The sequence below is a fragment of the Frankia sp. CpI1-P genome (assembly GCF_001421075.1).
In the GTDB taxonomy this organism is placed as follows: domain Bacteria; phylum Actinomycetota; class Actinomycetes; order Frankiales; family Frankiaceae; genus Frankia; species Frankia torreyi.
Genome location: NZ_LJJX01000013.1, coordinates 83891 through 108863, shown reverse-complemented (window position 1 = coordinate 108863; position 24973 = coordinate 83891). Strand labels below are relative to the sequence as shown.

Annotated in this window: 12 protein-coding genes, 10 pseudogenes and 1 riboswitch; of the genes and pseudogenes, 14 read left to right on the top strand and 8 right to left on the bottom strand. The window is 73.0% G+C overall.

Features of this window, described 5'->3' with window-relative positions; genetic code table 11:
• Position 1: 1 nt before the first annotated feature.
• The 5 genes and pseudogenes from FF86_RS11395 to FF86_RS46185 all read right to left on the bottom strand — a co-directional run.
• The coding region (locus FF86_RS11395) for a transglycosylase SLT domain-containing protein (RefSeq protein ID WP_242418572.1) at positions 2 to 619 on the bottom strand (618 nt) is incomplete at its 3' end.
• A gap of 467 nt (positions 620 to 1086) precedes the next feature.
• Positions 1087 to 1276: riboswitch (cyclic di-AMP (ydaO/yuaA leader) on the bottom strand.
• A 526-nt stretch (positions 1277 to 1802) separates the two neighbouring features.
• Positions 1803 to 2456 (bottom strand): alpha/beta hydrolase, encoded by a 654-nt coding sequence (locus tag FF86_RS11390; protein WP_044884503.1) that lies wholly within the window; start codon positions 2454 to 2456, stop codon positions 1803 to 1805.
• A 1297-nt stretch (positions 2457 to 3753) separates the two neighbouring features.
• A complete protein-coding gene (locus FF86_RS11380) occupies positions 3754 to 4944 on the bottom strand; it encodes an amidohydrolase family protein (RefSeq protein WP_242418594.1) in 1191 nt (396 codons plus the stop codon).
• Positions 4945 to 5670: 726 nt separating this feature from the next.
• A pseudogene (locus FF86_RS46190) lies at positions 5671 to 6126 on the bottom strand (LLM class flavin-dependent oxidoreductase); the annotation flags it as partial.
• 1 nt (position 6127) lies between these two features.
• A partial coding sequence (locus FF86_RS46185) for an LLM class flavin-dependent oxidoreductase (RefSeq protein ID WP_242418571.1) occupies positions 6128 to 6897 on the bottom strand: 770 nt, incomplete at its 3' end.
• 856 nt (positions 6898 to 7753) lie between these two features.
• On the opposite strand from FF86_RS46185, the gene metK reads away from it, so the two are divergent.
• The 4 genes from metK (at position 7754) to FF86_RS11355 (ending at position 12245) form a co-directional block, all read left to right on the top strand.
• A complete protein-coding gene (gene metK, locus FF86_RS11370; RefSeq protein ID WP_044884499.1) occupies positions 7754 to 8962 on the top strand; it encodes a methionine adenosyltransferase in 1209 nt (402 codons plus the stop codon).
• A 384-nt stretch (positions 8963 to 9346) separates the two neighbouring features.
• Entirely contained in the window at positions 9347 to 9799 is a 453-nt protein-coding gene (locus tag FF86_RS11365; protein WP_044884498.1) for a DUF309 domain-containing protein, read from the top strand.
• 331 nt (positions 9800 to 10130) lie between these two features.
• A complete protein-coding gene (locus tag FF86_RS11360; RefSeq protein WP_044884497.1) occupies positions 10131 to 11324 on the top strand; it encodes an acetyl-CoA C-acyltransferase in 1194 nt (397 codons plus the stop codon).
• Between the two features lie 285 nt (positions 11325 to 11609).
• Complete coding sequence (locus tag FF86_RS11355) at positions 11610 to 12245, top strand: TetR/AcrR family transcriptional regulator (protein ID WP_044884496.1); 636 nt, start codon at positions 11610 to 11612, stop codon at positions 12243 to 12245.
• Between the two features lie 43 nt (positions 12246 to 12288).
• Here FF86_RS11355 and FF86_RS11350 read toward each other — a convergent pair whose 3' ends face one another.
• Complete coding sequence (locus FF86_RS11350; RefSeq protein ID WP_044884495.1) at positions 12289 to 13002, bottom strand: DUF4232 domain-containing protein; 714 nt, start codon at positions 13000 to 13002, stop codon at positions 12289 to 12291.
• Between the two features lie 637 nt (positions 13003 to 13639).
• On the opposite strand from FF86_RS11350, the pseudogene FF86_RS46180 reads away from it, so the two are divergent.
• The 6 genes and pseudogenes from FF86_RS46180 to FF86_RS65835 all read left to right on the top strand — a co-directional run.
• Positions 13640 to 13885, top strand: a pseudogene (locus tag FF86_RS46180) (CNNM domain-containing protein); the annotation flags it as partial.
• Between the two features lies 1 nt (position 13886).
• Positions 13887 to 14538: pseudogene (locus tag FF86_RS46175) on the top strand (CNNM domain-containing protein); the annotation flags it as partial.
• A 1-nt stretch (position 14539) separates the two neighbouring features.
• Positions 14540 to 15142: transporter associated domain-containing protein (locus FF86_RS46170; protein ID WP_304438130.1), on the top strand; the 603-nt coding region annotated here is incomplete at its 5' end.
• Positions 15139 to 15356, top strand: a pseudogene (locus tag FF86_RS46165) (CNNM domain-containing protein); the annotation flags it as partial. The gene FF86_RS46170 and the pseudogene FF86_RS46165, both read left to right, overlap by 4 nt.
• A 1-nt stretch (position 15357) precedes the next feature.
• Positions 15358 to 16039 (top strand): annotated as a pseudogene (locus tag FF86_RS46160) (CNNM domain-containing protein); the annotation flags it as partial.
• Between the two features lies 1 nt (position 16040).
• A pseudogene (locus FF86_RS65835) lies at positions 16041 to 16206 on the top strand (hypothetical protein); the annotation flags it as partial.
• Between the two features lie 54 nt (positions 16207 to 16260).
• Here the strand turns inward: FF86_RS65835 and FF86_RS46155 are convergent.
• Positions 16261 to 16559, bottom strand: a pseudogene (locus FF86_RS46155) (class I SAM-dependent methyltransferase); the annotation flags it as partial.
• A gap of 990 nt (positions 16560 to 17549) precedes the next feature.
• Between FF86_RS46155 and FF86_RS46150 the strand changes: the two are divergent.
• The 4 genes and pseudogenes from FF86_RS46150 to FF86_RS11325 all read left to right on the top strand — a co-directional run.
• Positions 17550 to 17758 (top strand): annotated as a pseudogene (locus tag FF86_RS46150) (hypothetical protein); the annotation flags it as partial.
• Between the two features lies 1 nt (position 17759).
• Positions 17760 to 19475: pseudogene (locus FF86_RS11330) on the top strand (substrate-binding domain-containing protein); the annotation flags it as partial.
• Between the two features lies 1 nt (position 19476).
• Positions 19477 to 19802, top strand: a pseudogene (locus FF86_RS46145) (phosphate ABC transporter substrate-binding protein); the annotation flags it as partial.
• Between the two features lie 175 nt (positions 19803 to 19977).
• Entirely contained in the window at positions 19978 to 22731 is a 2754-nt protein-coding gene (locus tag FF86_RS11325) for a WD40 repeat domain-containing serine/threonine protein kinase (RefSeq protein ID WP_044884490.1), read from the top strand.
• Positions 22732 to 23791: 1060 nt separating this feature from the next.
• On the opposite strand, the gene FF86_RS11315 is transcribed toward FF86_RS11325, so the two are convergent.
• Entirely contained in the window at positions 23792 to 24331 is a 540-nt protein-coding gene (locus FF86_RS11315) for a hypothetical protein (protein WP_055406172.1), read from the bottom strand.
• Positions 24332 to 24973: the final 642 nt, after the last annotated feature.

The following is a 24973-nucleotide window of genomic DNA, read 5'->3' as shown; positions in this document are numbered from 1 at the left end:
NCTTCCGCTGAACCTGCTGGACGTCCTGCCGGTAGCCGATGCCGGTGGCGAGCGACGGATACCCGGTCGGGAACGCCGACGCGGGCGCGGGCGCCGCGGGCGCGGGCGCCGCGGGCGCGGCGTAGGAGACGGTGCGGACGCTCACGCCGCCGGAGACGGCGGCCGCCGCGGCCTGGCCACGCCCCAGGAACCGGTTGTGCATGCCGCGGGCGTACGTGGTCCAGGCCGCGGGGCCCTGGCTGTCGCAGACTCGCTTCGCCGCCCAGGCGTTGGTGGCGGGGTCGTAGAGGTTGCGGCTGCCCACCCAGCCGGCGTGCGCACGCATGTTGATCTGCCAGAGTCCGCGGGAGTCCTCACCGACCGTGGCGTGGGCGAAGGTGTTGCCGCCGGACTCGGCGAGAGCGACCGCCACCCAGGTGGACAGCGGGACGCCGCGGCAGCCGGCGAGGCCCGCATTCGCCGCCGCGCTGGCGATCGTCACGTCCGAGACGGAGCCGGTGGCGGCGCTCGCCGGGCTCGCGGTGGCGAGCATGCTGGCTCCGGCACCGATCACGCCGGCGGCGGCGATGACGGCGCCACGGTGCCGGGTGGAACGCTTCCGATGCTTTCCCTTAGCCATTCTTTGACATCTCATTTCGGTGTCGTCGAACACAGGTGTGGAATCGGTGATGGCTTCCGCTCAACGGAGGGGAGCGGTTCTCACTCACCAGATAAGGGCAGCACGGACTATCTGGTTTCGAAGCTGCACCCGGCCAAACGGCGCAAAGAAACGGCGGGGGCGAGCTCCGAGATTGGTGAGAGTTCCAGCCCGATCAGCGCGACGGCCGCATCACGCCTGGCCGCCCGATGCGGGCGGTCCGGGGATCGCGGCCGACCGCCGACGGCGACCCGTGCGGTCCGTCAGGCGGGCCGGTAATGCCATGCGCGCGCATGTTCGGCCCGCTAGCACCGGCCGATGGCACGTTCCCGCGGCTGCGTCAGGGCGAGAACGGCGCCCATCGTGGCGAGGGCGCGTCATAGAAAGCGCAGGTCGCCAGGGCGGTCATCGAGACCGCAGCCGAGCGTTCCCGATACACAGGCAACGTCGAATCCTTCCCGTACGCCTGCGAGGTTAGCTGTCGGGTTCGGGCCGGGGAGCCCGGTCGTCTCCGTGGAGGCGACTTAACCCCGAGGGCGGCCGTGACGGGGCCACCCGGAGGAACCTGGTTCCCCCGCTTCTGCCCAAGCTGTCTTGGAGGGACCCCGGACCGTGGGCANAACTCGGCGTCGGCCCGGAGCAACTAGTGCCCGGCAACCGTAGCGAACTACGTACCGTAGTGACAAGTACTAGTTATGCACGAATTTCGGCGCGCGTCCGTCACCGTGCGTGCATAGTGCTGCGAGACCGCAACACTCGGACATCAACCGAACCTTCGGACGATGAAAAGGATCATCGGATGTCGGAGGTACGCCCCGGTCTGCCCCGGGCAAGATGGGACGCGATCGGAGGAGGAGGCCGGGACCGAGGGCCGGAAGGACCCCACGCAGCACCACCCGCCGCGTGGGACGCACCGCGGTGGCAGCACCGGAACCCACGCCGACGCCGGACCGGCAGCGCCGGATTCAAGACTCACGGCGGCGGGGCGACAAACGAACGACCTCGGCGGTGAACGGGCGGCGAGACGACCCGACGAACCGGACGGCAAGGGGCCACGAGAGGGCGAGGGGCCACGAGAGGGCGAGGGGCCACGAGAGGGCGAGGGGCCACCGGGCGACGCGGGAACCGGCGCGCCGCCCGGCGAGTCAGGACGCGTGCGGTGCGGTCAGGCTGGCGAGGCGGACCGCGGCGCGGGGGCCGGCCGCCGCGTCCGCAGGTTCTCCAGGAAGAGCAGGATGTGCGCGCCGGCGGCGCGGCGGCCCGGGCCGGACAGCACGCCCCGGCCACCGGGCAGGGACGCGAGCCTGGCCCCGCGGGCGGTCCGCGTCGCCATACGAACAAGCGGAAACGGAGTCACCCGGTCATCCTCGCCATGCAGCAGCAGGATGGGCAGGTCCGGAAGCGACCGTGGGATCGGCTGGTCCGGCGGCTCTCCGGCGACCGCGCGGTGCAGCAGCGGCAGGTCCACCAGGATGAGCGCGTCCGGGCGAACGGCGGGCGACGCGGCCCCGACCAGCGCACGTAGGGCGCCGCTGTCCGAGCCGAGTAGAACGAACGGAAGTCCCGGTTCGCGCGCCTCTCCCAGGGCGAGGACGCTGTCCCTCCCATGGTCGAGAAACGTCACCTGGTAGCCGTCGAGTGCCAGCCGAAAGGCAAGGTGCTCGAAAATTTCGGCGGATTCCCCACGGCCGGGAAGGAGGACCACGTTCGCCCCCGCACGCCGGGTCGGATCGCTGCTCGGCCAGTAGCGGGAACCAGGACCGCCGACGTAGCCACGCGGACGCGGATGGGAGGGAGGCGACGAGAGGGGAATGGACACAACATGCTCCGATCAGAGCCGTCCGGACGCGGATGGCGGCGCGCTCCAGCACGGCGAAAATAGCGCGTGCGAGGCTGCGGAAGCCCGACCGGCGCAGCCAGGCCGCGCGGCTGTGGAGGCAGCGGCGATGGCGCGACGGNGAAGCACTGGTGAGGCGCCGGGAAACGCTGACGGCGCGCCGGCAAGGATGGATTAGCGAGGCACCCGGACCGGACAGACCGCGGAAGCGACACGCAGGAAGTCGATGTGGCCACGGATGACCAGAGCGGTCGGCCGTCGCGCCGGATGAGGCATGGTCGGATTCTGGCGGCGCTCCGATCGGATGTCAACATACTTAATGCTGACTACCGGAATGTTTCCGTCGGCCGCCTCCGGGGCCCAGCGCTTCCGCCTGGGCCCCGGAGGACGACGGGGTGATGCTCGAAAACGGCTCCCGCCGGCGGCGAGACCGGCCTGGAGCACATGGGCGCAGGTGCCCCGGGGACCACGACCGACACCGCCGGGTCGCCGGAGTCCGCCACGTCGCGTGCTCGAGACGGACTCCGACCTCCGAGATGGACATCCGAGACGCAGGGGCGGCGCGTCCACCACAGCCATGCGAGAACACGGAAGTCACACAGGCTCAGCGGGAACGGTGAGGGCGACGCGGCGCGAGGACGCCACAGGCCGGCGACGGACCCGCGGGCAGGTCAGGCAGCGGCACCCGCCATCGCGTTGNAGCTGTCCAGGCAGGACCGGCAGGCCCGGGCAAGGCGGGCGAGCTGGGCGTCGCGCGGCATCTTTTCACACATCTCGGCGCAGGCACGACAGACCCGTGCACACATGGCACACATCTCGGCGTGGAACGGCGACATCCGACACATCAAGTCGGCGCAGGTCCTGGTGACCGCCGCGCAGTCCATCATGAGCCGCATGTCCGCAGCGTCCATCATCGTGCCGGGCATGTCCATGCAGTAGGAGATTGTCTCCTCACACAGCGCAGAGCATGACATACACTCCTCGATAGCTTTCCGNATGTTCTCGTTGATCATTTCGGCGTGCTGCATCGGACACCTCCGAGGTGCGGGCGACGGCTCATCCGCCATACCGGGAAGCCCGTGGCAGACGGCTGTTTCTGCCTGGCCGGGCTCCTCCGACGATAGCTTTCGAAAGCGGATCCGCATCTCGGCGGACAGCCTCCGCCGAATACTTCGGAAATAGTCGGAAACTTGACAGGGAACTACGTCCGAAGAAGGCCGGTTGGCTTTCCGGTGCAGGTGACTGGCACACACGGTCCCGGCGCGCCGTCGCACCCCGGTCAGCCGGTGGCGGGCCCCGACGGGAGCACCCGCGGGCCGGCGGCGGCGCGGTCTGCGCCGTCCGGCACCGGGCGCACGGGCGGCGCAGCCGAGGCCGTCATCGAGGCGGGCAGCCGCGGATGTGCCAGTACCGGGCGGCCACCGAGGAACACGCCGCTGACCGCGTCCGGGCGTTCGAAGATCCTCAGCTCCGCCGGATCCTCGTCGAGCAGGATCGCGTCGAACGTGTAGCCGACGGCGATCCGCCCCAGCCGATCCCCCACCCCGCACAGCCTCGCCCCGGTGGCGGTCGCCGCGAGCAACGCCTCGGGGGCGGTGAGCCCCGCCCGTCGCAACTGGCTGATCTCGGCAAGGTTGGCACCGTGGCGGGTGCGATGGCGGGCATCGCTGCCCAGCGCGATGGGAACCCCCGCCGCGCGGGCCACGGCGATCGTCTCGGTGAGCGAGGCCGCGGTCGCCTCGGCCCGATCCACCGCCCAGCCCGGCAGCAGGCCGGTGGTCGCCAGCGCGGCCAGGTCACGGTAGGGCGTCAGGGTCGGCACCAGCGTGACCCCGCGGGCGGCCATCGCCGCAGCCGCCCGCTCGCTCAGCCCGAGGCCGTGCTCGACGGAACGTGCGCCGGCGGCGACCGCCGCCTCGACCGCCCGCTCGCCCAGGGCGTGCATCATCACCGGACGGCCGTAGCGGGCCGCCTCAGCGACCGCGGCGGTCAGTTCCGAGCGGCCGAACTGGAAGTCCGGACTGCCCGGGCGCGCGGACATCACCCCGCCGCTGGCGTAGATCATCACCCAGTCGGCGCCGGCGCGCAGGACGCCACGCACCGCAGCGGGCAGGCCACCGGCCCCGACCACCGAGTGCGGCGGCCGGCCCGGATAGTCGGGTCCGAGGACGTCGTCGGCGGACTCCAGCCCGGGGCCGAGGATGCCGCCGTCCCCATGGCGCCCGGAACGGCTCAGCGCGACGATGCAGACCGCGAGCCGCGGACCCGGCACACTGCCCGCCACCAGCGCGTCGCGGACACCGGCATCGGCGCCGCCGGCGTCGCGCAGATAGGTGACGCCAGCCTGCAACGATGCCCGCAGCGCGTCGGCCGTCTGCAGGTATCGCGCGGAGAGCGGGGCCGTCACCAGCTCGAACTGGTCGTAGGTCGACTGGGTCACATGCGCGTGGCAGTCGACGACGCCGGGCATCAGCCACAGCCCGCGGGCGTCGACGTCGACGGCGTCCGGGTCGACAGCGAGCCGCGGTCCGAGGGCCCGCACGACGCCGTCGCGCACCGCCACGTCAAGCGGCTCGCCGAAACGGCCGGTCGCGTCGAGGACGTGCGCCTCGCGCAGCGTGAAGCTGGTCGCCGCGAGCCCCCGCGGTGAGGCGAGCCGCACGGATCCCGCGGCCCGACCGNCCGCCGGGCGTCCCGTGGGCTCGGGCTGGCCCGCGGGATCGGGCCGGCCCGGCGGATCCGGGTGTTCGGATGATGCAAGGGGATCGGTCATGACCAACGCCGTTCCTGCCGGTGTCGACGACCTCCCGCCGCCGGTTCACGGATCGGGTCCGGGCTCTGGTCCGGCGACGGTGCGGCCCGAGGGGCGGGCGGCGCCGGCGAACCCGGGGCGCGGGAAGGTCAGGGAGGCTGGGGACGTCAGCGGGTACAGGCGGCCGCGTTGACCCGGCAGGTGTCGATGTGCCGACGGTGCGTGAGCTCGTGCATCCCGCCGCCCGGCCGAGGACGCGGCGCCACCACGCTCCCAGACCAGTCGCCGGACACGATGCCTCCTCCGTCACCCGCGTGGGCCGGACATCCACCGGCTGCGATCACCGCCAGCGGTGCCACGCGACGAGGTCCACGTTAACCAGCAGTCAGGAACGACNCAAAGCGATGNCGACCCCGGACCCCCGGCCGGCGGCTCCCCGGACGATCACTGCCACACGCCGGCGAGGAGCTCATACGAGCGCACCCGGTCCGCATGATCGTGCGCGATCGTCGTAATAATCAACTCGTCAGCCCCGGTCACCTTCCGCAACGTCTCCAGCTTGCGCGCGACAGTGGCGGGGCCGCCGACGAACTGGGTCTCGACCCGGTCCGCGACGAGGGTGCGTTCCTCCGCGGTCCACGGGTAGGCCGCCGCCTGCGCCGGGCTCGGGAAGGGACGGGCCCCCTGCCCGGACCGGATGCTCAGCACCCACAGTCCGTAGGGCGAGGCGAGCTCGGCGGCCGTGTCCTCGTCCGGGCCGACCACCACGTCCGCCGAGACCATCACGTAGGGCCGGTCGAACGACTCCGACGGGACGAAGGCGTCCCGGTAGGCCTGCACCGCCTCGAGCACCGAGGACGGCGAGACGTGGTAGTTCGCGACGAACGGCAGTCCCAGCTCNCCGGCCGTCCGGGCGCTCGCGCCCGGGCTGGAACCGAGGACCCAGATCTGCAGGTCGGCACCCTCAGCAGCCGGCACCGTCAGGTGCTCGCCCTCGGCGGTCCGGTAGTCGCCCCGCAGGAACGCCTGGATGTCGCGGACCTGCTGGCCGTACTCGTCCCCCGCGCCCGGCCGGTAGCCGACGAGTGCGAACTGGCGGCGCAGCCGGTCGGCGTTCAGCCGCATCCGGGGCGGCGCCGGCACCAACAGCCCGTCGACGACGGTCGCCGCGCGGCCAGGCGCGGCCCCACCAGACACCGCCCTACCAGACACGGCCCCACCAGACACGGGCCCACCAGACACGGCGGCCGGCTGGTCCGACCCGGATGGTGGGCCGTCGCCGTCCGCCGGGGCGAACAGCCGGTCGACGGCGGGACGCCCCAGCCCGAGGTCGATCCGGCCCGGATGGATCTGGGCGAGGGTCCCGAACTCCTCGGCGACGGTCACCGCCGTGTGATGACCCATCTGAACCGCTCCCGAGCCGACCCGGATCCGGGTCGTGGCATCGGCCACGAGCGCGATGACGACCGCCGGTGCCGAGGAGACAACACCGGGCACCAGATGATGCTCGGCGAGCCAGTATCGGTGGAAGCCGAGCTCCTCGGTGCGACGGGCGAGGTCGAGGGTGTTACGCAACGCGTCACCCGCGGACGCGCCCTCCGACCGGGGCGACAGATCGAGTACGGACAAGGGCACACGATCGGTCTGGGACACACGATCGGCCTGGGACATGAGCACGCCACCTCCGCACGGCGACCCGGTCCCGACGGGGACGACCGACCCACGAGGCGGGACGCCACATGACAGTAAGTAGGAGTGCGACGGACGCCGGCCCGCTCAGAGCCGGGCGCCCGATCGCGGCTGGATGGCGGCGCGGCGCCATGAACCAGCGACGGGTCAGTTACAGAGACGGCTGGCGACCCGCATGAGATCGACCGCCCGCCGGCGCACGAGCGGGACCCGGCGGCGCATCGTCACCGCCGGCCGGCCGGGACCCGGGACGTCGGGTCGTCCGGGCTCGGCATGATCCCACTCTGGCATGGCGGCCTCGGTGAGACAAGGCACGCCCACGGCCAGGCACGGTTGACGCCGCTGCGGCGCCCGTGATGAGATCACCGCGTGCAGTGCTCGGCCGTCCTCGTCACGCGTGGTCACGTCGACTTCGCCCTCGTGAGCTCCGCCATCTGTACCGCGCGCTGAGCCGCGCGGGGGTCTCCCCGCCCCGGGCGGTGCACTCAGCGCGTTCCTGAGGTCCGTCGGTGTCCGGATGCCCCGCCGTCGCCGCGCGGGGCCGGTCACCCTCGCCGCGCGACTCCCTCGGCCAGCCCAGCTTCACATGAGCGTCCTCTCGCGGGCGCGATCCGTCCGGCCCCCGCGCCCCACCGTCCCCGGGGCCAGCCGGATGCCCTACCCGGACGAGGTTCGCCGGGCTGTCCGTTCATCCACATGGTCGGGCCGGCCGCTGATCGGCCGAAGCGGCCCGGCCACGCTCCACCGATCTCCCCGTGGCGGGCCCCGCAGTCCATCGGGCCCGACTCAGCCACGGCCAGCTCCTTTCTTCCCGCGATNCATCGAAACGAGGTCCCGCATGTCCCGCCGCCTGTTCACGTCGGAGTCCGTAACCGAGGGTCATCCCGACAAGCTGGCCGATCAGATCAGCGATGCCCTGCTCGACGCCTACCTGGCCGCCGACCCGAGCTCCCGGGTCGCGGTCGAGACGCTGCTGACCACGGGGCACGTCCACGTGGCCGGCGAGGTCACCAGCTCTGCCCACGTGGACGTGACCTCGGTGGTGCGGCGCACCCTCACCGAGATCGGCTACGACGCCGCGACGGGCTTCGACGGGGCCACCGTCGGCGTTCTGGTCTCGATCGGTGCGCAGTCCCCCGACATCGCCCAGGGCGTCGACCAGGCCTACGAGGCCCGGGTCGAGGGCGGCGAGGACGCGCTCGCCCAGCAGGGCGCCGGCGACCAGGGAATCATGTTCGGCTACGCCAGCGACGAGACGCCCGACCTGCTCCCACTGCCGATCACCCTGGCCCACCGGCTCGCTCAGCGGCTGTCCCAGGTTCGTCACGAGGGCGTGCTGCCCTACCTGCGCCCGGACGGCAAGACCCAGGTGACGATCGAGTACGACGAAGACGACCGGCCCGTGCGACTGGACACCATCGTCGTCTCCGCGCACCACGCGGCGGACGTCGACCTCGCGACCCGCCTCATCCCGGACATCCGCGATCAGGTCATCGCGCCGGAGCTCAAGCGGCTGGCCGAGGAGAACCTCGGGCTGGAGGTGGACGGCTACCGGCTGCTCGTCAACCCGACCGGCCGGTTCGAGATCGGCGGGCCGATCGGTGACGCCGGCCTGACCGGCCGAAAGATCATCATCGACACCTACGGCGGGTACGCCCGCCACGGCGGCGGCGCCTTCTCCGGCAAGGACCCGTCCAAGGTCGACCGGTCGGCCGCCTACGCGCTGCGCTGGGTAGCCAAGAACGTCGTCGCGGCGGGCCTGGCCCGCCGGGCGGAGCTGCAGGTCGCCTACGCGATCGGAAAGGCCGAGCCGGTGGGCCTGTTCGTCGAGACCTTCGGCACCGAGACGGTGCCGGTGGCCGAGATCACTCGGGCCGTCACCGAGGTCTTCGACCTGCGGCCCGCGGCGATCATCCGCGACCTCGACCTGCTGCGGCCGATCTACCGCCAGACCGCGGCCTACGGTCACTTCGGCCGACCGCTGCCCGACTTCGCCTGGGAGCGCACGGACCGCGCCGACGCGCTGCGCGCCGCCGCCGGCCGCTGAGGCTGAGCGCCTGATCCTTCGCGCCTCGCACCCCCACCCGTAACCAGCACGACTCCTCCCGTGGCCCGTCCCGGCTCTCCCGCCGAGACGGGCCACGGCCGCACCGGCACCAGTCGGACGAGTGGTGAGCGCCACCCGGAACCATCGCGGGCGACAGAGTCCCACCGCCTGGTCACACTGACGGGGATGACCAGACCACGAGACCTCGGGCCGGTGCCCGCCAAGGCAGAGTCCACCGGGCCCACGCACCAGGGGCCCCGCCCGGATGGACCAGGCGCGGCCGCGGGCGAACGCGGCGGTGCCGAACCGCAACCGCCGTCGACCCGACCCGCCGAGCGCCCCCGCGACGCTCTCGGCCGGCCCCTACCGCACGGAGCGGCGGGCGTGGCGCCCCTGAGCCTGCCGAACCCGCTGCCCCCGGGCGCCGCGCTCGCCGCCGCCCAGCATCTGCTCGACACCGGCCGCCCCTTTCAGGCGCACGAGGCGCTCGAGGCTGCCTGGAAGGCCGCCGCGGACGACGAACGCGGTCTGTGGCGCGGGCTGACCCAACTGGCCGTGGGAATGACTCATCTTGCCCGCGGCAACGTCCGAGGTGGCGTGGCCGTGCTGGTTCGCGCGTCGGACAACCTGGCGCCCTACGCCGAGCACCCGCCGCACGACGTGGACATCGCCGGCCTGCGCGGGTGGATCGCCGACCGCCTCACCGCCGTGGAACGCGCGCATCCCCAGCCGCCCTGTGTCACGGGCGACCCACCCGGCTCGACCGCCATCCCCGCCGGCGGAGACGTGTTCCCCGGCGCCGCCACCGGTGACCGTCCGCCGCGGCTGGTCCGCTGAACGCTCACGCAGTGCTCACGGTCGCCCAGCCCGGCCCGGCGGCGGACCGGTCGCTCGCGCCACGCCGGCAGATATGGAATTGTCACTCCAATCTGCTTGTTGACCCATCAAGAGCAGGCTCGTAGCGTCGACTCGAACGATCGCCAGGCGGAACCCGGCACGACCCGCCCGGTGCGATCCTGGCCAGGGCGGCAGGACCGCGCACCTCGGAGCGGACCATGGCAGGGTCTACTTAGCGAGCGCTAGACAACCAAGCGAGCGCTGGACATCGGGTGGGCGACACGGNCAGCGCGGCGGATCGGTCCGCCTCGCTGGTGACGAGGGAGATCCCATGGAAAACGCAGTCATCGTCGATGCGGTCCGGACGGCGTCGGGTCGCGGCAAGCCCGGGGGGGCGCTGTCCGAGACCCACCCGGTGGAGCTGCTGGCCACCGTGCTCAAGGCGCTGGTCACGCGCAACGACCTCGACCCCGCGCTGGTCGACGACGTGATCGCGGGCTGTGTCGGCCAGGTCGGCGAACAGTCGCTGAACATCGGTCGCACCGCGTTGCTGTCCGCGGGCTTCCCCGAGTCGGTGCCCGCCACGACCATCGACCGCCAGTGCGGGTCAAGCCAGCAGGCCGCCCACTTCGCCGCGCAGGGCGTCATCGCGGGGGCGTACGACGTCGTCATCGCCGGTGGGGTGGAGTCGATGAGCCGGGTGCCGATGGGTTCCGCGGTCATCGGCCAGGACCCCAACGGCCCGGGTTTCCGCGCCCGCTACCCGGAGGGCCTGGCCAACCAGGGCATCGGTGCCGAACTGATCGCCGCGCGCTGGAAGCTCAACCGCGAGGACCTGGACGCCTTCTCCGCCCGCTCGCACCAGCTCGCCGCGGCCTCGGCGGCGGCCGGCGACTTCGCGAACGAGATCGTCCCGGTGGAGATCACCCTGCCGGACGGCACAAAGACCCAGCACCTTGCCGACCAGACCGTCCGACCCACGACCACCTTCGAGGGCCTGCAGCAGCTCAAGCCCTCCTTCTACACCGAGGAGTGGGCGGCCCGCTTCCCGGAGATCACGTGGAGCATCACGCCGGGTAACTCGTCGCCGCTGACCGACGGCGCCTCCGCAGTGCTGATCATGAGCGAGACGAAGGCCAACGAGCTCGGCCTGCGGCCGCGGGCCCGGTTCCACACCTTCGCCCTGGCCGGCGACGACCCGCTGCTCATGCTGACCGCCCCCATCCCGGCGACCCGCAAGGCCCTCCAGCGGTCCGGGCTGTCCATCGACGACATCGACGCCTTCGAGGTGAACGAGGCATTCGCGCCGGTGCCCCTGGCCTGGGCCCGCGACACCGGGGCCGACCCGGCCAAGCTCAACCCGCGCGGCGGGGCGATCGCGCTCGGCCACGCCCTGGGCGGGTCGGGTACCCGCCTGCTCACCACCATGGTCAACTACCTGGAGGCGACCGGCGGCCGCTACGGCCTGCAGACGATGTGCGAGGGCGGCGGCATGGCCAACGCCACCATCATCGAGCGACTCTGACGTCCGAAACGGCTCGGACGTCCGAAACGGCTCGGGCGTCCGAACGGCTCTAACGTCCGGAGCGGCTCGGACGTCCGGAGCGGCTCGGACGTCCGGAGCGGCTCCGGCCGACCTGGTGACGCGGTGCCGTCGGCGGCTTGGCCCGTCGACGGCACCGGCTCGTCGATCGATCCGCCCCGAGGACGCGGGCTCGCGGCGGTTCGGTCACCCTGCGCACGGTCCGGATCCGCGTGTGGGACGGCCGGTCCACACTGGTCAGGACCAGCCACACCCGGGAGGCCCATCGTGACGGCAGGACCCGTGCTGGCGGCGGCGAACTGGCGCGAGTTCGCCCCGCCCCAGCTCACCCCGATCCTGCAGGGCGCGATGGAGGCCCTCTACGAGCACGGCTACCACGGCACGACGGTGCGGGACATCGCGCGCCGTGCCGGCGTCACCGTGCCCGCGCTCTACTACCACTACGCCAACAAGCAGGGCATCCTCGTGGCGCTGTTGGACCTGGGGATCGAGGATGCGCTCGGCCGGGCCCGCGCCGCGCTCGCCGAGGTGGGCGAGAGCGCGCCCGCCCGTGCCCGCTTCGTCGCGTTCGTCGAGTCGATGACGCTCTTCATGGCGCACCGGGTGCGGATGGCCGTCCTCGACTCCGAGCTGCGTTACCTGGAGCCGGCCAACCGCCGCGGTTACGCTGCCAAGCGCAAGGAGCTCGAGACCCTGCTGCTCGACATCCTCGTCGACGGCAACAGCAGTGGGGTGTTCCGGATGACCAGCCCCGCGGACACCTCCCGAGCGCTGCTCGGCATGCTGCGTTCGATCACCGGCTGGTACCACCCGGACGGGCCACTCACGCCGACGGAGATCAGCAGGCGTTATGTCGACATCGCCCTGAGCACCGTGGGAGCGGCCGACCCGGCCGCCGGCTGACCACCGCCCTCGGTGGGTGCGGCGGCGGTCAGCCGATGACGCGTCAGCGGGTGAAGGCGGTCACCGACAACTGCTGCACGGCCGGACTGCTGCACGCCGAGACATCGGACAGCGCCAGCCGCAGGGCCGTCGTGTTCGCCGGAGGGAAGATCCGCAAGGCGGCGACGGGTGTCCTCTGCGCCGGCTCGTCGCAGCCCTCCTGGATGCCGGGATGCACGGTGCGCAGGGTCGCTCTGGCCGAGGCGCCGGGGGCCAGCCGGACGACCTGGCCCGCCGGACCCGACCGAACCGCGGCCGCGCCGACCTGACGGCCCGCGGCGTCGAGGTAGGAGACGCCGGGGAAGCCGCGCAGCACGCAGGACGTGGTGCCGGCGTTGGTCAGCACCAGGTGTTCGTACGTGCTGCCGGCCGCGCCCTCACCGTCAGCGGAGCGCACCGCCAGCCGGGCGGTGGGGCACAGCCCGCCAGCCGGCGCGGTGACACTCCCGGCCGGCGTCCTCGACGCCGAGGCCGCCGCGCCGGCACCGGTCGTCCCCGCAGCGCCCAGCTCAGCCGCGGTCTGGGCAGCCGGCCCGCGCGTGCCCGGCGTCGTCGGGGCGGGCATCGTCGGGGCAGGCGTCGTCAGGGCAGGCGTCGTCAGGGCAGGCGACCATCCGGCTGGCGGACCACCGCGAGGCGCGGTCACCGTGGCGGGGGCCTTCCCGCCCGCGGAGCTCCCAGCGCAGCCGGCGGCCAGCAGCAGGGTCACCGCCGCCACGAGGAGCGCCGCCCGCGACGCGGGCGCCGGCGTCGGCCGCGAACCTGGTTCCCCCGGGCGGGGAGGCCGGGATGCCATGCGGTCGGCTGGGAGCGCGGGCGCCCGATCGGGCCGGACGGGTATCGNCACGGACCGTGTCTGAAGCCGATGCATGGCGACCTCCTAGTCCGACGGCTGGGTGGCAGCACCCGGCGACGACACCCACCTTCTTCCCGCTGTCACCCTCCGTGACACTCGAGGAATTCGTGCGTGTCGGACCCGAGCCACTTCCTCCCATCCTGGCAATCACCCGGGCCCGCGACCGGCCTTTCCAGTCCGCCGTTCGTGGCCGACCGCCCGTGGACCCGGCGACGGTCGTGGCGGATCGTGGCCGAGCGATGGGGTCTTGGTCGACACGCGGTCCCCGGGACCACACAGTGATCTACTACCGAACGCCCCCTGAGGTCTGGACCGTCCGGCGACGACAGGTCATCGTGAAACGGACGGGCTGCCCGGCGCGTTGAACCCGCGTGACGCGGGTAAGGCCAGCGCACCGGGCCGACCCGGACCGACCGGAAGGGATCATGAAGGACTCCGACGACGCCGGATGTAGTTCCGGCCGNCCCACGCGTGGAGAAGCGCCCGCGGGGGTCGACCGATGATCGAGGCGCTTCTGCTGGTGCTGGGCCTGGCGCTCGTCGCCATCTGCGGGGTCTTCGTGGCCGCAGAGTTCGCTCTCGTCACCGCCGACCGGCCGTCGGTGCAGCGGGCCGCCGACCGGGGCGAGCGGGGTGCCCGGGGTGTGCTCGCCGCCCTGCGCGGGCTGTCCACCCAACTGTCCGGCGCCCAGCTCGGGATCACGGTCACGAACCTGGCGATCGGTTTCCTGACCGAGCCCGCCATCNCCGAGCTGCTGCGCGGGCCGCTGACCTCGCTCGGTGCCTCCGACGGGCTGGCCGGCGCCTTGTCCGTGGTGGTCGCGATGGTGCTCGCCACCGCCGTGACGATGGTGTTCGGCGAACTCGTCCCCAAGAACCTGGCGCTGGCTCATCCGCTTGGTACGGCCAAGGCGGTGCAGGGGCCGCAGCGGATGTTCACCCGGGCCACCGGGCTGCTGATCCGCTTCCTGAACGCGACCGCGAACGCCGTGCTGCGCCGGCTTGGCATCTCTCCGCAGGAGGAGCTGGCCTCGGCCCGCTCCGCCCAGGAACTGTTCTCGCTGGTGGGGCGGTCCGCCGAGCACGGCACCCTGTCGCAGGAGACGGCGACGCTGGTGCAGCGCTCGTTGCTGTTCGGTGACCGGACCGCCGAGGACGTGATGACCCCACGGATGCGGATGCGCACGGTGCACGCCGATGAGCCGATCAGTGAGGTCATCACCCTCACTCGGCGAACCGGCCACTCCCGGTTCCCGGTGCTCGGCGCGGACAGCGACGACGTCGTGGGAGTGATCCACATCAAGAACGCGGTCGGCGTCCCCGAGGACGACCGGGAGGACACACCGGTGCGTGACGTCATGGTCGCGCCGGTCACGGTCCCCTCCACACTCCTGCTGGANCCGCTGCTGGAGACGCTGCGGGCCGGCGGGCTGCAGATGGCCATCGTCGTCGACGAGTTCGGCGGCACGGACGGTCTGGTCACCGCCGAGGATCTGATCGAGGAGATCGTCGGCGACGTCGTCGACGAACACGATCGGGTCTCCCCCCGGGCCCTGCGCCGTCACGACGGTAGCTGGCTGTTGTCCGGCCTGCTTCGTCCGGAGGAGGCGAGCAACGTCACCGGGATCGCGATCCCGACCGACGACACGTACCAGACGCTCGGCGGTCTGGTGGCCCGCGCGCTGGGCCGCATCCCCCGGGCGGGGGACGCGGCGGCCGTCGAGGGGGTCCGCTACACCGTCGAGCGGATGGACGGCCGGCGGGTGGACCGGATCCGGCTGGAGCCGGTGGCCCCGCGAGGGGTCACCATGGCGGACGACCCGGCTGCGACGCACCGGCCCACGGGGACGCGGGATCGCGATCGGTCAGGGGGGCACCGCGAGCGGTCCACCGGCCCGCGCGAGCGTGGCGGCGGGTCCGGCTCCCGGACGCACGGCGACGGATCACGCCAGCCGGCCGCGGGCGGCGCGCCCGAGGCGCTCGGGCGGGCGGCGCAACGATGAGCGGCCTGCTGGCGATCGCCGCCACGATCCTGCTGCTGGTGCTCAACGCGCTGTTCGTCGGCGCCGAGTTCGCGCTGATCTCCGCCCGGCGGACGAGCATCGAGCCGATGGCGCAGGCCGGTTCCCGGCTGGCGAGGATCACCCTCGGCGCGATGGAGAACGTGTCACTGATGCTCGCCGGCGCGCAGCTCGGCGTCACCGTCTGCACCCTCGGNCTGGGCGCGCTCGGCGAGCCGGCGATCGCGGACCTGATGCACGGCCCCTTCGAGGCGGCCGGGCTGCCCTCGGCGCTGCTGCACCCGGTGTCCTTCGCGATCGCGCTGGCCCTGGTGACCTTCCTGCACGTGGTCGTCGGGGAGATGGTGCCCAAGAACATCGCGCTCGCCATGCCGGATCGGGCCGTGCTGCTGCTGGCTCCGCTGCTGGTCGGCGTCGTCCGGCTGGGCAAGCCGGTGATCATGCTGCTGAACGCGGTGGCGGGCATGTCGCTGCGCGTCGTCGGCGTCGAGCCTAAGGACGAGGTGGCCAGCGTCTTCACCCGCGACGAGGTGGCCGGCCTCATCGAGGAGTCGCACCGGGAGGGCCTGCTCGCCGAGGACGAGCACGAGCTGCTGACGGGAGCCCTGTCGTTCGAGGAGCGCACGGCGCGCGCCGTGCTGCTCGCGCCGGACGGGCTGGTCACGGTCCCGCCGACGATCACTCCGCGGCAGGTCGAGCGGCTCGCCGCGCGCACCGGGTTCACCCGTTTCCCCGTGCAGGACGGCGGCGACGAGATGACCGGCTACCTGCATCTGAAGGACGTGTTGGAGACCCGCCCGGAACGGCGGTCGAGCCCGGTGGCGGCGAAGTGGATCCGGCCGCTGGCGCATGTCGGCGCCGAGGACAGCCTGCGCACGGNCCTCGCGACGATGCAGCAGTCGGGCGCCCATCTCGCCCGGGTCACCGACGCCCAGGGCTCGGTGCTGGGACTCGTCGCGCTGGAGGACATCCTCGAGGAACTGGTTGGCAAGATCCGCGACGACGCGGTCCGCGGCGGTCACCGGCCCGAGCACCAGCCCGCCTGATGGGAGGCTCCGCGGGCGGGTCAGGACCGCCGCAGGTCAGGACCCCGCCGCAGGTCAGGACCGCCGTGAGCCACGGGCCACGATGACGGCCATCGAGGGCGCCCACCAGTAGCTGCAGTCCGCGGGTGGGCGCAGGCCGTCGACGATCTCGACCGCGAACGTGCGGAAGTGGCGCAACAGCGCGCGCTGGTGTCGCCGGGAGACCGAGTCGATCTCGTTGGAGTAGTAGGTGAACGCGCCGCCGTCGGTCAGGGCCGCCGCGGCCGGCGCGAAGAAGTGCTCGGCGAAGGTCGCGTCACGCATGACGTACTCGTCGACCTCGGTCTCGTCCATGGGATAGGTGTCGAACAGGANGCCGTCGAACCGGCCGAGCCCGGCGAGCACGTCCTGCCAGCGCCCGATGACGATCTCCACGCCACGCCGGCCGTCGGCTCGCGCCCACTGCTCGGCGACCGCGGCGGTCTGCGGGTTCGCCTCCACGATGACGTGGTGGGCGGGCCCGATCTCCTGCACGAATCCGGCGGACAGCCCGAGACCGAAACCGATCTCCAGCACCACTCCCCCCGGCCTCGTGACCGCCTGCGCGAGGGCCCGCATCAGCGGCGCCTCCCAGGTCTGCATCACCTCCTGGCCGGAGACGAGCAGGGTGCCGTCGACCACCGCGGGCGAGGCCGCGTCGATGGCGGTGTCGATGCGCGGGCGGGCGGCGCCCGGCACCATGGCTTCGGCCGCCTCGTCCAGCGCGCCGAGATCGGCGACGAACTCGTCCAGGGCCCGGTCCAGCAGGAACTGGCGAGGCTCGGCGGACATCGGGGCAAGCAGGGACTGCGCGGTCGGGTTCAGCGTCACCTCGAACTTCGNGGCACGGCGGAGCACGCGGCCTCCCGGGTCAGGGCGCGCCGGGTGCGGCCCGGCATCCGATTCGTATCGTAGAGCGATCAATCCCCCGCTACCGGCGATCCGCCGAGTGTGGACGGTTATGATCGTGCCACGCTTCGGCGCAGACGGGGGATTGTGCCGGGGTAAGCAGAACGGGCACCTCGGGGGAACGCGTGCGATACCAGCTCGGCATCAGTCCCGGCGTCGACGTCACCACGGCCGCCATCGCGGAGAACGGCTGGCCGTCCGCCATCGCCGTCGAGGGCGAACCGCAGATCCCGACCGTGCTCCATCTCGCCGCCGACGGCTCGGTGCGCGTCGGGCGCTCAGCCGTCCGGCTGCGAGCCAGCCAGCCGGAGCGGACCGCCGACGGCTTCGTGCACTGGCTCGGCGACTCGACGCCGATCCTCGTCGGCGGGATCGGCTACACCGCCTCGGCACTGCTCGCCCGCTTCCTCGACGCGATGATCCGCACAGCCACCGCCCAGCGCGGTGAACCGCCGGAGCTGGTCGTCGTGACCAGCCCGGCGACCTGGCCGGCGCGCCGGCAGGAGGGGCTCGCGGACGCGATCGCCCGCCTGGAGACCACCACTCCGGTCGTCGCCCGCAGCTCCACGGAGGCGATGGCCGCCCTGTTCTCGCAGACCACTCCCGTGGCCGACGGGCGCGGCGCNGCGACCTACCAGCTCGGGTCGCACTGGTTCGAGGCGGCGGTGTTCACCGCGACGGCCGGCGGCTACGTGCCCGTAGGTTCCCCGGTCGGGCTCGCCGACGTGTCGACCTCGATGCTTGACGACCTGCTCTACGCCCACGTCGCCGGGCTGGTCGGCGACGCGGGCGAGCGTCTGCGCGGCGGCCCGCGGGCGTCGGCCGACGGCGCCCGCCTCGGCGCGGCCTGCGCCGAGGCCCGGGAGGTCCTGACCGAGGAGACGTTCGCCGACGTCGCCGTGCCCACCGGCGACACGACCACCGTCGTTCAGGTCAGCCGGGACGACTACGAGTCGCTCGTCCGGCCGTTGCTCGATGACTCGATCCGCGTGCTGGCCCGGGCGGTGCGCGCCGCGGCGAGCGACACCGGCGCGCTCGGCCTGCTCGCGGTCTACGGTCCGGGTGCACGAATCCCACTGGTCAGCCGGTTGCTCGGCGAGCACTTTCCGGACGTGGGCCGGCTGGAGATCCGCCACGACGGCGAGTTCGCCCTCGGGGCGGCGCTGCTCGCCGCGCGCGACGCCGTGGCCGAGCCGGCGAGCTCGGAGACGGTCCTGCTCGGCCCGGCCGCCTTCGCGACAACCCCGCCGCCAAGCGTGCCGCCCGTCGTCGGGCACACCCCGCCACCGAGGGCGGAGTCGTCGGGTCCGGCCGACCGGCGGGCCGCCGGCGGCGCGTCCCACGGGTCGATGCCCGGGGGTGCGTCGGCGGCCGGGGGTGCCTTGATGGGTGCCGCGGCCGCGGCCGCGGCCGGGGCCGCGGGCGATCCGGGTTCGCCGGATCCGGCCGCGCAGGGCGCCCGGGCGGGTTCCGGCACCCCGACGGCGCCGGCCGGCCCGCGCGGGATCGCGGCCGCGGCGTCGGGTGAGGGCGCCCAGGCGTCCGCGGCCGGCGGACGTCGGCGCTGGTCGGCGGGCGGTCGGCCGAGGCGCCGGCTCCTGGCGGGCGTGCTGGCGCTGGTCGTGTTCATCGCCGGAAGCGTCACTCTCGGCCTGGTTCTGACCGGCGGGGGCGACGGCACCTCGGTGACCGCTGCCGCACCGCCCCGCTCGACGGTTGATCAGCATCCCCAGCTACCCGCCGACACGATGCGCGCGGCCGAACGGGCGGCCGGGATCGCGGGCGGGGCGGGCGCCGGCGGAGCAGGCGCCGGCGGCGGCGCCGTCGATCCCAATGCAGTGATCACGACGGGTTCGGCGGAGGTGGCCGCGATCACCGGAACGGCGTACAGCCTGTTCCGCGAGTCGGCGAAGGGCGTCACCGTCCGCGTCGGCAGCACCGACACGGACGACGGCTTCCAGAAGGTCTGCGCCGGCCAGGCAGACATCGTCGGGGCCTCCTACGCGCTGCCCGACAAGGCCTGCGGGACCCGGGTCGCCGGCTTCGAGATCGCCCACCACCTGCTGCCGATCGTGGTGAGCAGGCAGAACACCTGGGCGCAGTGCCTGACCACGGCCCAGGTCGGCCGCATCTGGGCGCGGGACTCAACGGTGACCAACTGGAACCAGGTCGATCCGAGCTTCCCGAACGTTCCGCTGTCCCCCATCGGCCCCGCGGCGTCGACCGTCCACGCCAAGGTGTTCCTCGCCAGCATGACCGGCAGCTCGACGAACACCCGTGCCTACGAGACCCGGGAACTCGACGAGATCCCAGCCCGGGTCGACGGCGACCGCGGTGCCATCNCCTTCATGGATTACTCGAACTTCCTGACGACGAACCGGGCGGTGCGCGCCATCAAGCTCGACTCCGGCCGCGGTTGCGTCGAGCCGAACGCGCTCACCGCCGGCACCGGCATGTACATGCCGCTGTGCAAGCCGCTGTACCTGTACGCGAACAAGGCATCGCTGCGCAAGCCGGCGGTGGCCGCCTTCCTGCGGTACTACCTGCAGAACCAGAAGGAGATCACGTCCCAGGCGCACTACATCGCCCGCGACGACGCCACGGTGCGTGACAACATCGCCATCGTGCAGAACCTGACGGCCGGCGTTCCGGCCGTGAAACCGGCGTAGCCGTCCAGAGGGCGGCTCACCGGTCGCGAACACGTCAATGTTGGTCTGATCCGGAGACACTGCACTACATCATCACCTGGTATGAACATGGAGTCAGACGGACGCTGAGGTCGGCGTGCCGTGATTGCGGGGCGGGGCATGCGGGGCCGAGGCGGCCCCGCGGGAGTGGGGCACGGTGACGGGGACGACACCACCACCGTTGTCCGGGAACACGGCGCGCCCGCTGCAGCCCGAGGATCCCCGCCGCCTCGGCACCTACCAGGTGATCGGCCGACTCGGCCAGGGTGGGATGGGCACGGTGTTCCTCGGCCGGGCCCCCGACGGCACCGCGGTGGCCATCAAGGTGATCCGGCCGGAACTCGCACAGCGCCCCGAGTTCCGTGCCCGGTTCGCCCGGGAGGCCGAAAGCGCGCGCCGGGTGCGCCGGTTCACCACAGCGGCCGTGCTCGACGCCGACCCCCACGGCCCGCAGCCGTATCTCGTGACCGAGTTCGTCGAGGGCCCGACGCTGTCCCGGCACGTCTCGGTCCGGGGGCCGATGCGGCCCGCCGACCTCGAGCAGCTCGCCGTCAGCGTCACCACCGCGCTGAGTGCCATCCACGCCGCCGGGATCGTGCACCGGGACCTCACCCCCGGCAACGTGCTGCTGTCCCCGGTCGGCCCGAAGGTGATCGACTTCGGGCTGGCCCGCGAGTTCAATGCCGACACCGAGCTCAGCCGGAACGTGCGCCAGGCCATCGGGACGCCCGGCTACATGTCGCCCGAGCAGATTCTCGACGCGCCGATCACCTCGGCGGTCGACGTCTTCTCCTGGGGTGCGGTCATGGTCTTCGCCGCCACCGGCCAGCCGCCGTTCGGCACCGGCCGGATGGAGGCGATCCTCTACCGGATCATCAACGAGCCGCCTCGGCTCGACGGCGTCAGCGGGGAACTGCGTGGCCTCATCGAGGTCGCGATGGCGAAGAACCCCGAGGCGCGCCCGAGCGCGGAGGAGCTGCGCACGGCACTGATCGGCGGTGGGGCGCTGCCCGCTCGACCGGCGCCGGAGGCAACGCCGGACGAGCCCGCCGAGAACTCCGCCGCCCAGCCCCGGCGATGGGGTCGGCGTGGCCGTGGCGCCGCAGCCCCGAGCCCGGCAGCGCCACCACCCGGCACAGCGGGTCCCGGAGGCGCTACGGGGCGCATCGCGGGGGCAGGGTTCACCGGCTCGGTGGGGGCACCCGCGTCCGGCGGATCGGTTCCGCCCGCCACGGGACCGGGCGGGGAGGCCACGGTCTCCGCGACCGCCTCGTGGGGCGGCCGCCCCGGCACGGCGGTGCCGCCGTACGCGGCCGGCGGTGGTCCACCGGCCGCGGCGATGCCGGCGACCCAGATGTCGCCGGCGCCGCTGGCCTTCCCGCCCCCGGTCTCACCTCGGACCCCACCGCCCGGCGGGTCGCCGGGCTCGGCACCACCTCGGGTCGGCTCCCCTGGCCCGGCGGGGCGTACCGGTGCGGGTGAGCCGGCGACGCCGTCCCTTCCGCCAGGCGGATCCGTCCCACCAGGCGGATCCGTCTCGCTGCCGGCACAGGGACCGGGCAGCGCAGCCACGACGCCGGGTGGTCCGCCGGACAGCGCGCCGCCTACCCGGCGCCGGCGCCGACCCCGCGCGCTTGTGCTCGCCGGCGCCCTGGTGGTCCTGCTCGCCGCCGCGGTGGCGATTCCGGTCATCGTCCTGGGCGGCGGCGGCGGGCCGGGCGCCGCGAGCCCGGCCGAGCGAGCGGCCGCGTCGACGCGGCTGGCCACCGACGCCGCCGCACGTCGCGCCCAGGATCCGCAGCTCGCCGCGCGGCTCAGCCTCGCGGCCTACACGCTCGCCCCGACCACCGCGGCCCGGGACGCGCTGATCGCCTCGTTCGCGCAGTCGACCGCGACACGGGTGCCCGCCGGCGCGTCGGCGTACTCCGACCTCGCGCTCAGCCCGGATGGCACGACACTCGCCGGCACCGACGACGCCGGCCGGCTACACCTGTGGCGCCTCGACGACGCCGGCCGGCCGACCGTCGCCGCGCAGGGCTCGGCCGACGACCACGCCAGCGGGGTGATCTTCGACAACGGCGGCCGGACGCTGGCGACCGGCGGGGCCACCGACGCCGGTCGGCTGTGGGACGTCAGCGACCCGGCGAGGCCGCGTCCGCTCGGCGCGCTCGGCACCCAGTCGACTCCGGTGCACCGCCTGGCCCTGTCCGCCAAGGCTCATCTGCTCGCCACGGCCGGCGTCGACTGGTCGGTCGGGCTGTGGGACATCACCGACCCCGCCCGGCCCACCTCCCTGCAACTGCTGATCGGGCGGTCCGGACCGGTGACGGGGGTGGCGCTGCGCCCCGACGGGGCCGTGCTCGCCATCGCCGGGGTGGGCGGCACCGTCCAGCTCTGGAACGTGCGCGACCCGCGCCACCCCACGCAGATGGGCTCGGTGCCGGGCCACACCGGCGCCGTCAACACGGTGGCGTTCAGCCCGGGCGGCACGCTGCTGGCCACCGGGGGCGACGACCAGAACCTGCAGGTGTCCGACGTCGCCGACCCGAACCATCCGCGAGTCGCGAAGCGCCTGCCCGGCCACGCCGCGCCCGTGACCACCGTCGCCTTCGCCGCCGGCGACCAGTTGCTGAGCGCGGACAGCGCAGGCAGCGTCGCGTACTCGAATCTCGCCGTTTCCGCGCCCGCGCTCATCCCCATGGGCACCGTGGACTCGCCGGTGCGGGCGATGAGCGCGACCGCCGCGGGGAGCGTCGCGCTGACCACCGACAGGGGCACGATCCTGCTCGGGACGCTGGACCCGCAGCGGCTGCGGCAGGGCGCCTGCGCGAAGCCGGGGGCGGCACCGAGCCGGGCGGAGTGGAGCCGATTCGTCCCCGGCGTCCCCTGGTCCGACGCCTGCGCGAGCTGATCACCTGCCGACCGCGGATCAGGAGGCCGACCGGCGTCGGCGCCACCGGCGCGCGAGCATGACCAGCATTCCGACGCCGAACAGCGACCCGCCGGTGACGATCGCGGACGTGACCGCGACCCGGCGGGTGGAGGCGCCACTCACTCGGACCCGTTCGGAGGCGCCGCGACGGTCAGGGAAACGGATCACCGCCGTGGCGGTCCGCTCGACCAGCCCGCTGTGCAGTGTCACCGTCGCGGTCCACGGGCCCGCCGGCATCTGCCCGTCGAGTGCGAACGAGACCGGGCTGACCTCCCCAGGGGCGATCGTCGTTCCGAGGTTCGCCCGGAACGGTCCGGCCTGCAGGCCGCCCGGACCCTTGGTCAACNTCAGCTCGCCGGACATGTCCAACGCCCGACCACCGGTGTTGTGGATCTCGGTACCGACTGCCAGTCGCCCGTCGAGCAGACGGCTCGCGGTGAGTGCGGCGATGGTGAAGCCGGCGGCGGGCGGGCCGCCGGGGCCGATGTCCAGGTACATCCGGATCCCGACCCGGTTGACCATCTGGAAGCCGCTGCCCTTCGGCGCCGCGCTGCCCGCCTGCGCCCAGAGCACGCCGTAGTGCTCGCCCGGCGAGGCGTCCCGGGGTACGGCGACAGTCACCACGGCCTTCTCCCGGGAGTGCGCGCCGACCTCGATCGCGCTCCGGTCCAGGCTGACCCAGGTGGTCAGCTCGTTGGGCTTGCGCCCCTCGGCGAAGTGGAACGAGCTTTCACCGAGGCTCGCGGCCCCCGGGTACAGCTCGATCCGCATCGGGGCGTCGGTGTTGTTCACGACCTCCACCTGGCGGCGCATCGTGGTGCCCGGGTTGAGGTGATCGACGATGTACTGCCTGGCCCGGGGATCCTTCCACAGCGACGCGGTGACCTCGACCAGCCTGATCCCGAACGTCCCGTCGGAGTTGACGGTCCCGTTGCGGGGCGCGGCCGACACGGCAGGAACGGTGGTGGCCGGGATGAGCATCCCGGCCACCACCGCGAGGGCACCGAAGAGGGTGCCTCTGTTCATCCCGTAGCCCCGATCACGGCACCGTGGAGTGGGTGATCGTGGCGGTGTAGTTGGTACCGGCGACGGCGGTGGGCGGGATGTCCACCGTCAGCGTCGGGTTCCATGACGCCGAGTTGATGCCGGGGCCGCCGGTGGCCGTCACCGTCGGGACCGCGACGAATTCGCCGGTGAAGTTGGCGTCGTTTGCGGTTCCCGTGTTGTTCACGCGGGTGACCGTGCCCGGCGAGTAGTGGATGTTCGCGACGGGAATCGGGGCGATGCCGGAACCCACCGGCGCGTTGAAGTTGGTGGTGGACACGCTGGCCACCCAGGAGGGCGCTTCGGTGCCCTCGGTGTCGGTGACCGTGACGAGCCCGAGGGGACCCGACACGGGCGTCGTCCCGATCGCGCCGGTCAGGGTAGCGGTGGCCGGAGCCGTGATGTTCACGGCCCCTCCGGTGAGGGTCAGGGTCACCACGGTGTCGGCGGTCGCGGCATTGGCCGGTAGCGCTGAGCCGAGAAGGGCGGCCGCCGCGGCGGCTGCGCTCAGAAGAAACAGCGATGACTTACGCAACGTAACTACTCCCCTGTGTGAGGCCGGAGCGCCCNTGCTGCGGTATCGAGAGATGTGATCCGCCGGGCACGCAGCGAAAGCTATCACCCTGGGTAGCGAACGAACACACACAGCAACAGTCGCGTGTCTCGACGGCCTTCCCCGGCCACCGCTCGCCCCCGCCCCCGCNGGACTCGTCCCGTCCGGCCCCGAGGTCCAGACCCACCCTCGTGCGTCGTGGTAGCAAGGCCAGCATCGTGCTGCGGATGCGGTCAGGAGTCGTCGAGATGNGGTGCAACCTCCCCGGCCTCGGGCGGACTACAGGCAGGCTTTCGGCATTCACGGTCCTCGTGATCCTGCTGGTCACCTGGTCCGNCAGTCCGGCCCAGGCGACGCTGACCATCACCGCTCCCGCTACGGCGAACCTCGGTTCGCACGCGATCGGCGACGACCCGCTCAGCGTCCAACTGGCGACGACGACCGTCACCAGCACCGCTCTGGTCGGCGCCTGGACGGCCACCGTGACCTCGACGAACTGCACGACCGGGACCGGCGCGTCCGACGAGACGATCCCCCGGGCGTCGCTGATCTACTGGTCCGGCCCCGCCACCGCCACGACCGGCCTGCCATCCCTGGTCAGCCCCGGCCAGCCCACCGCGACGA

Coding starts and splice junctions, on each gene's coding strand:
- FF86_RS11380 (WP_242418594.1), bottom strand. CDS start 4,944: ATGCCCGGCGTCGTCGACTGCCACGCGCATGTGACCCAGTCGACCTAC.
- FF86_RS11360 (WP_044884497.1), top strand. CDS start 10,131: ATGGAAAACGCAGTCATCGTCGATGCGGTCCGGACGGCGTCGGGTCGC.
- metK (WP_044884499.1), top strand. CDS start 7,754: ATGTCCCGCCGCCTGTTCACGTCGGAGTCCGTAACCGAGGGTCATCCC.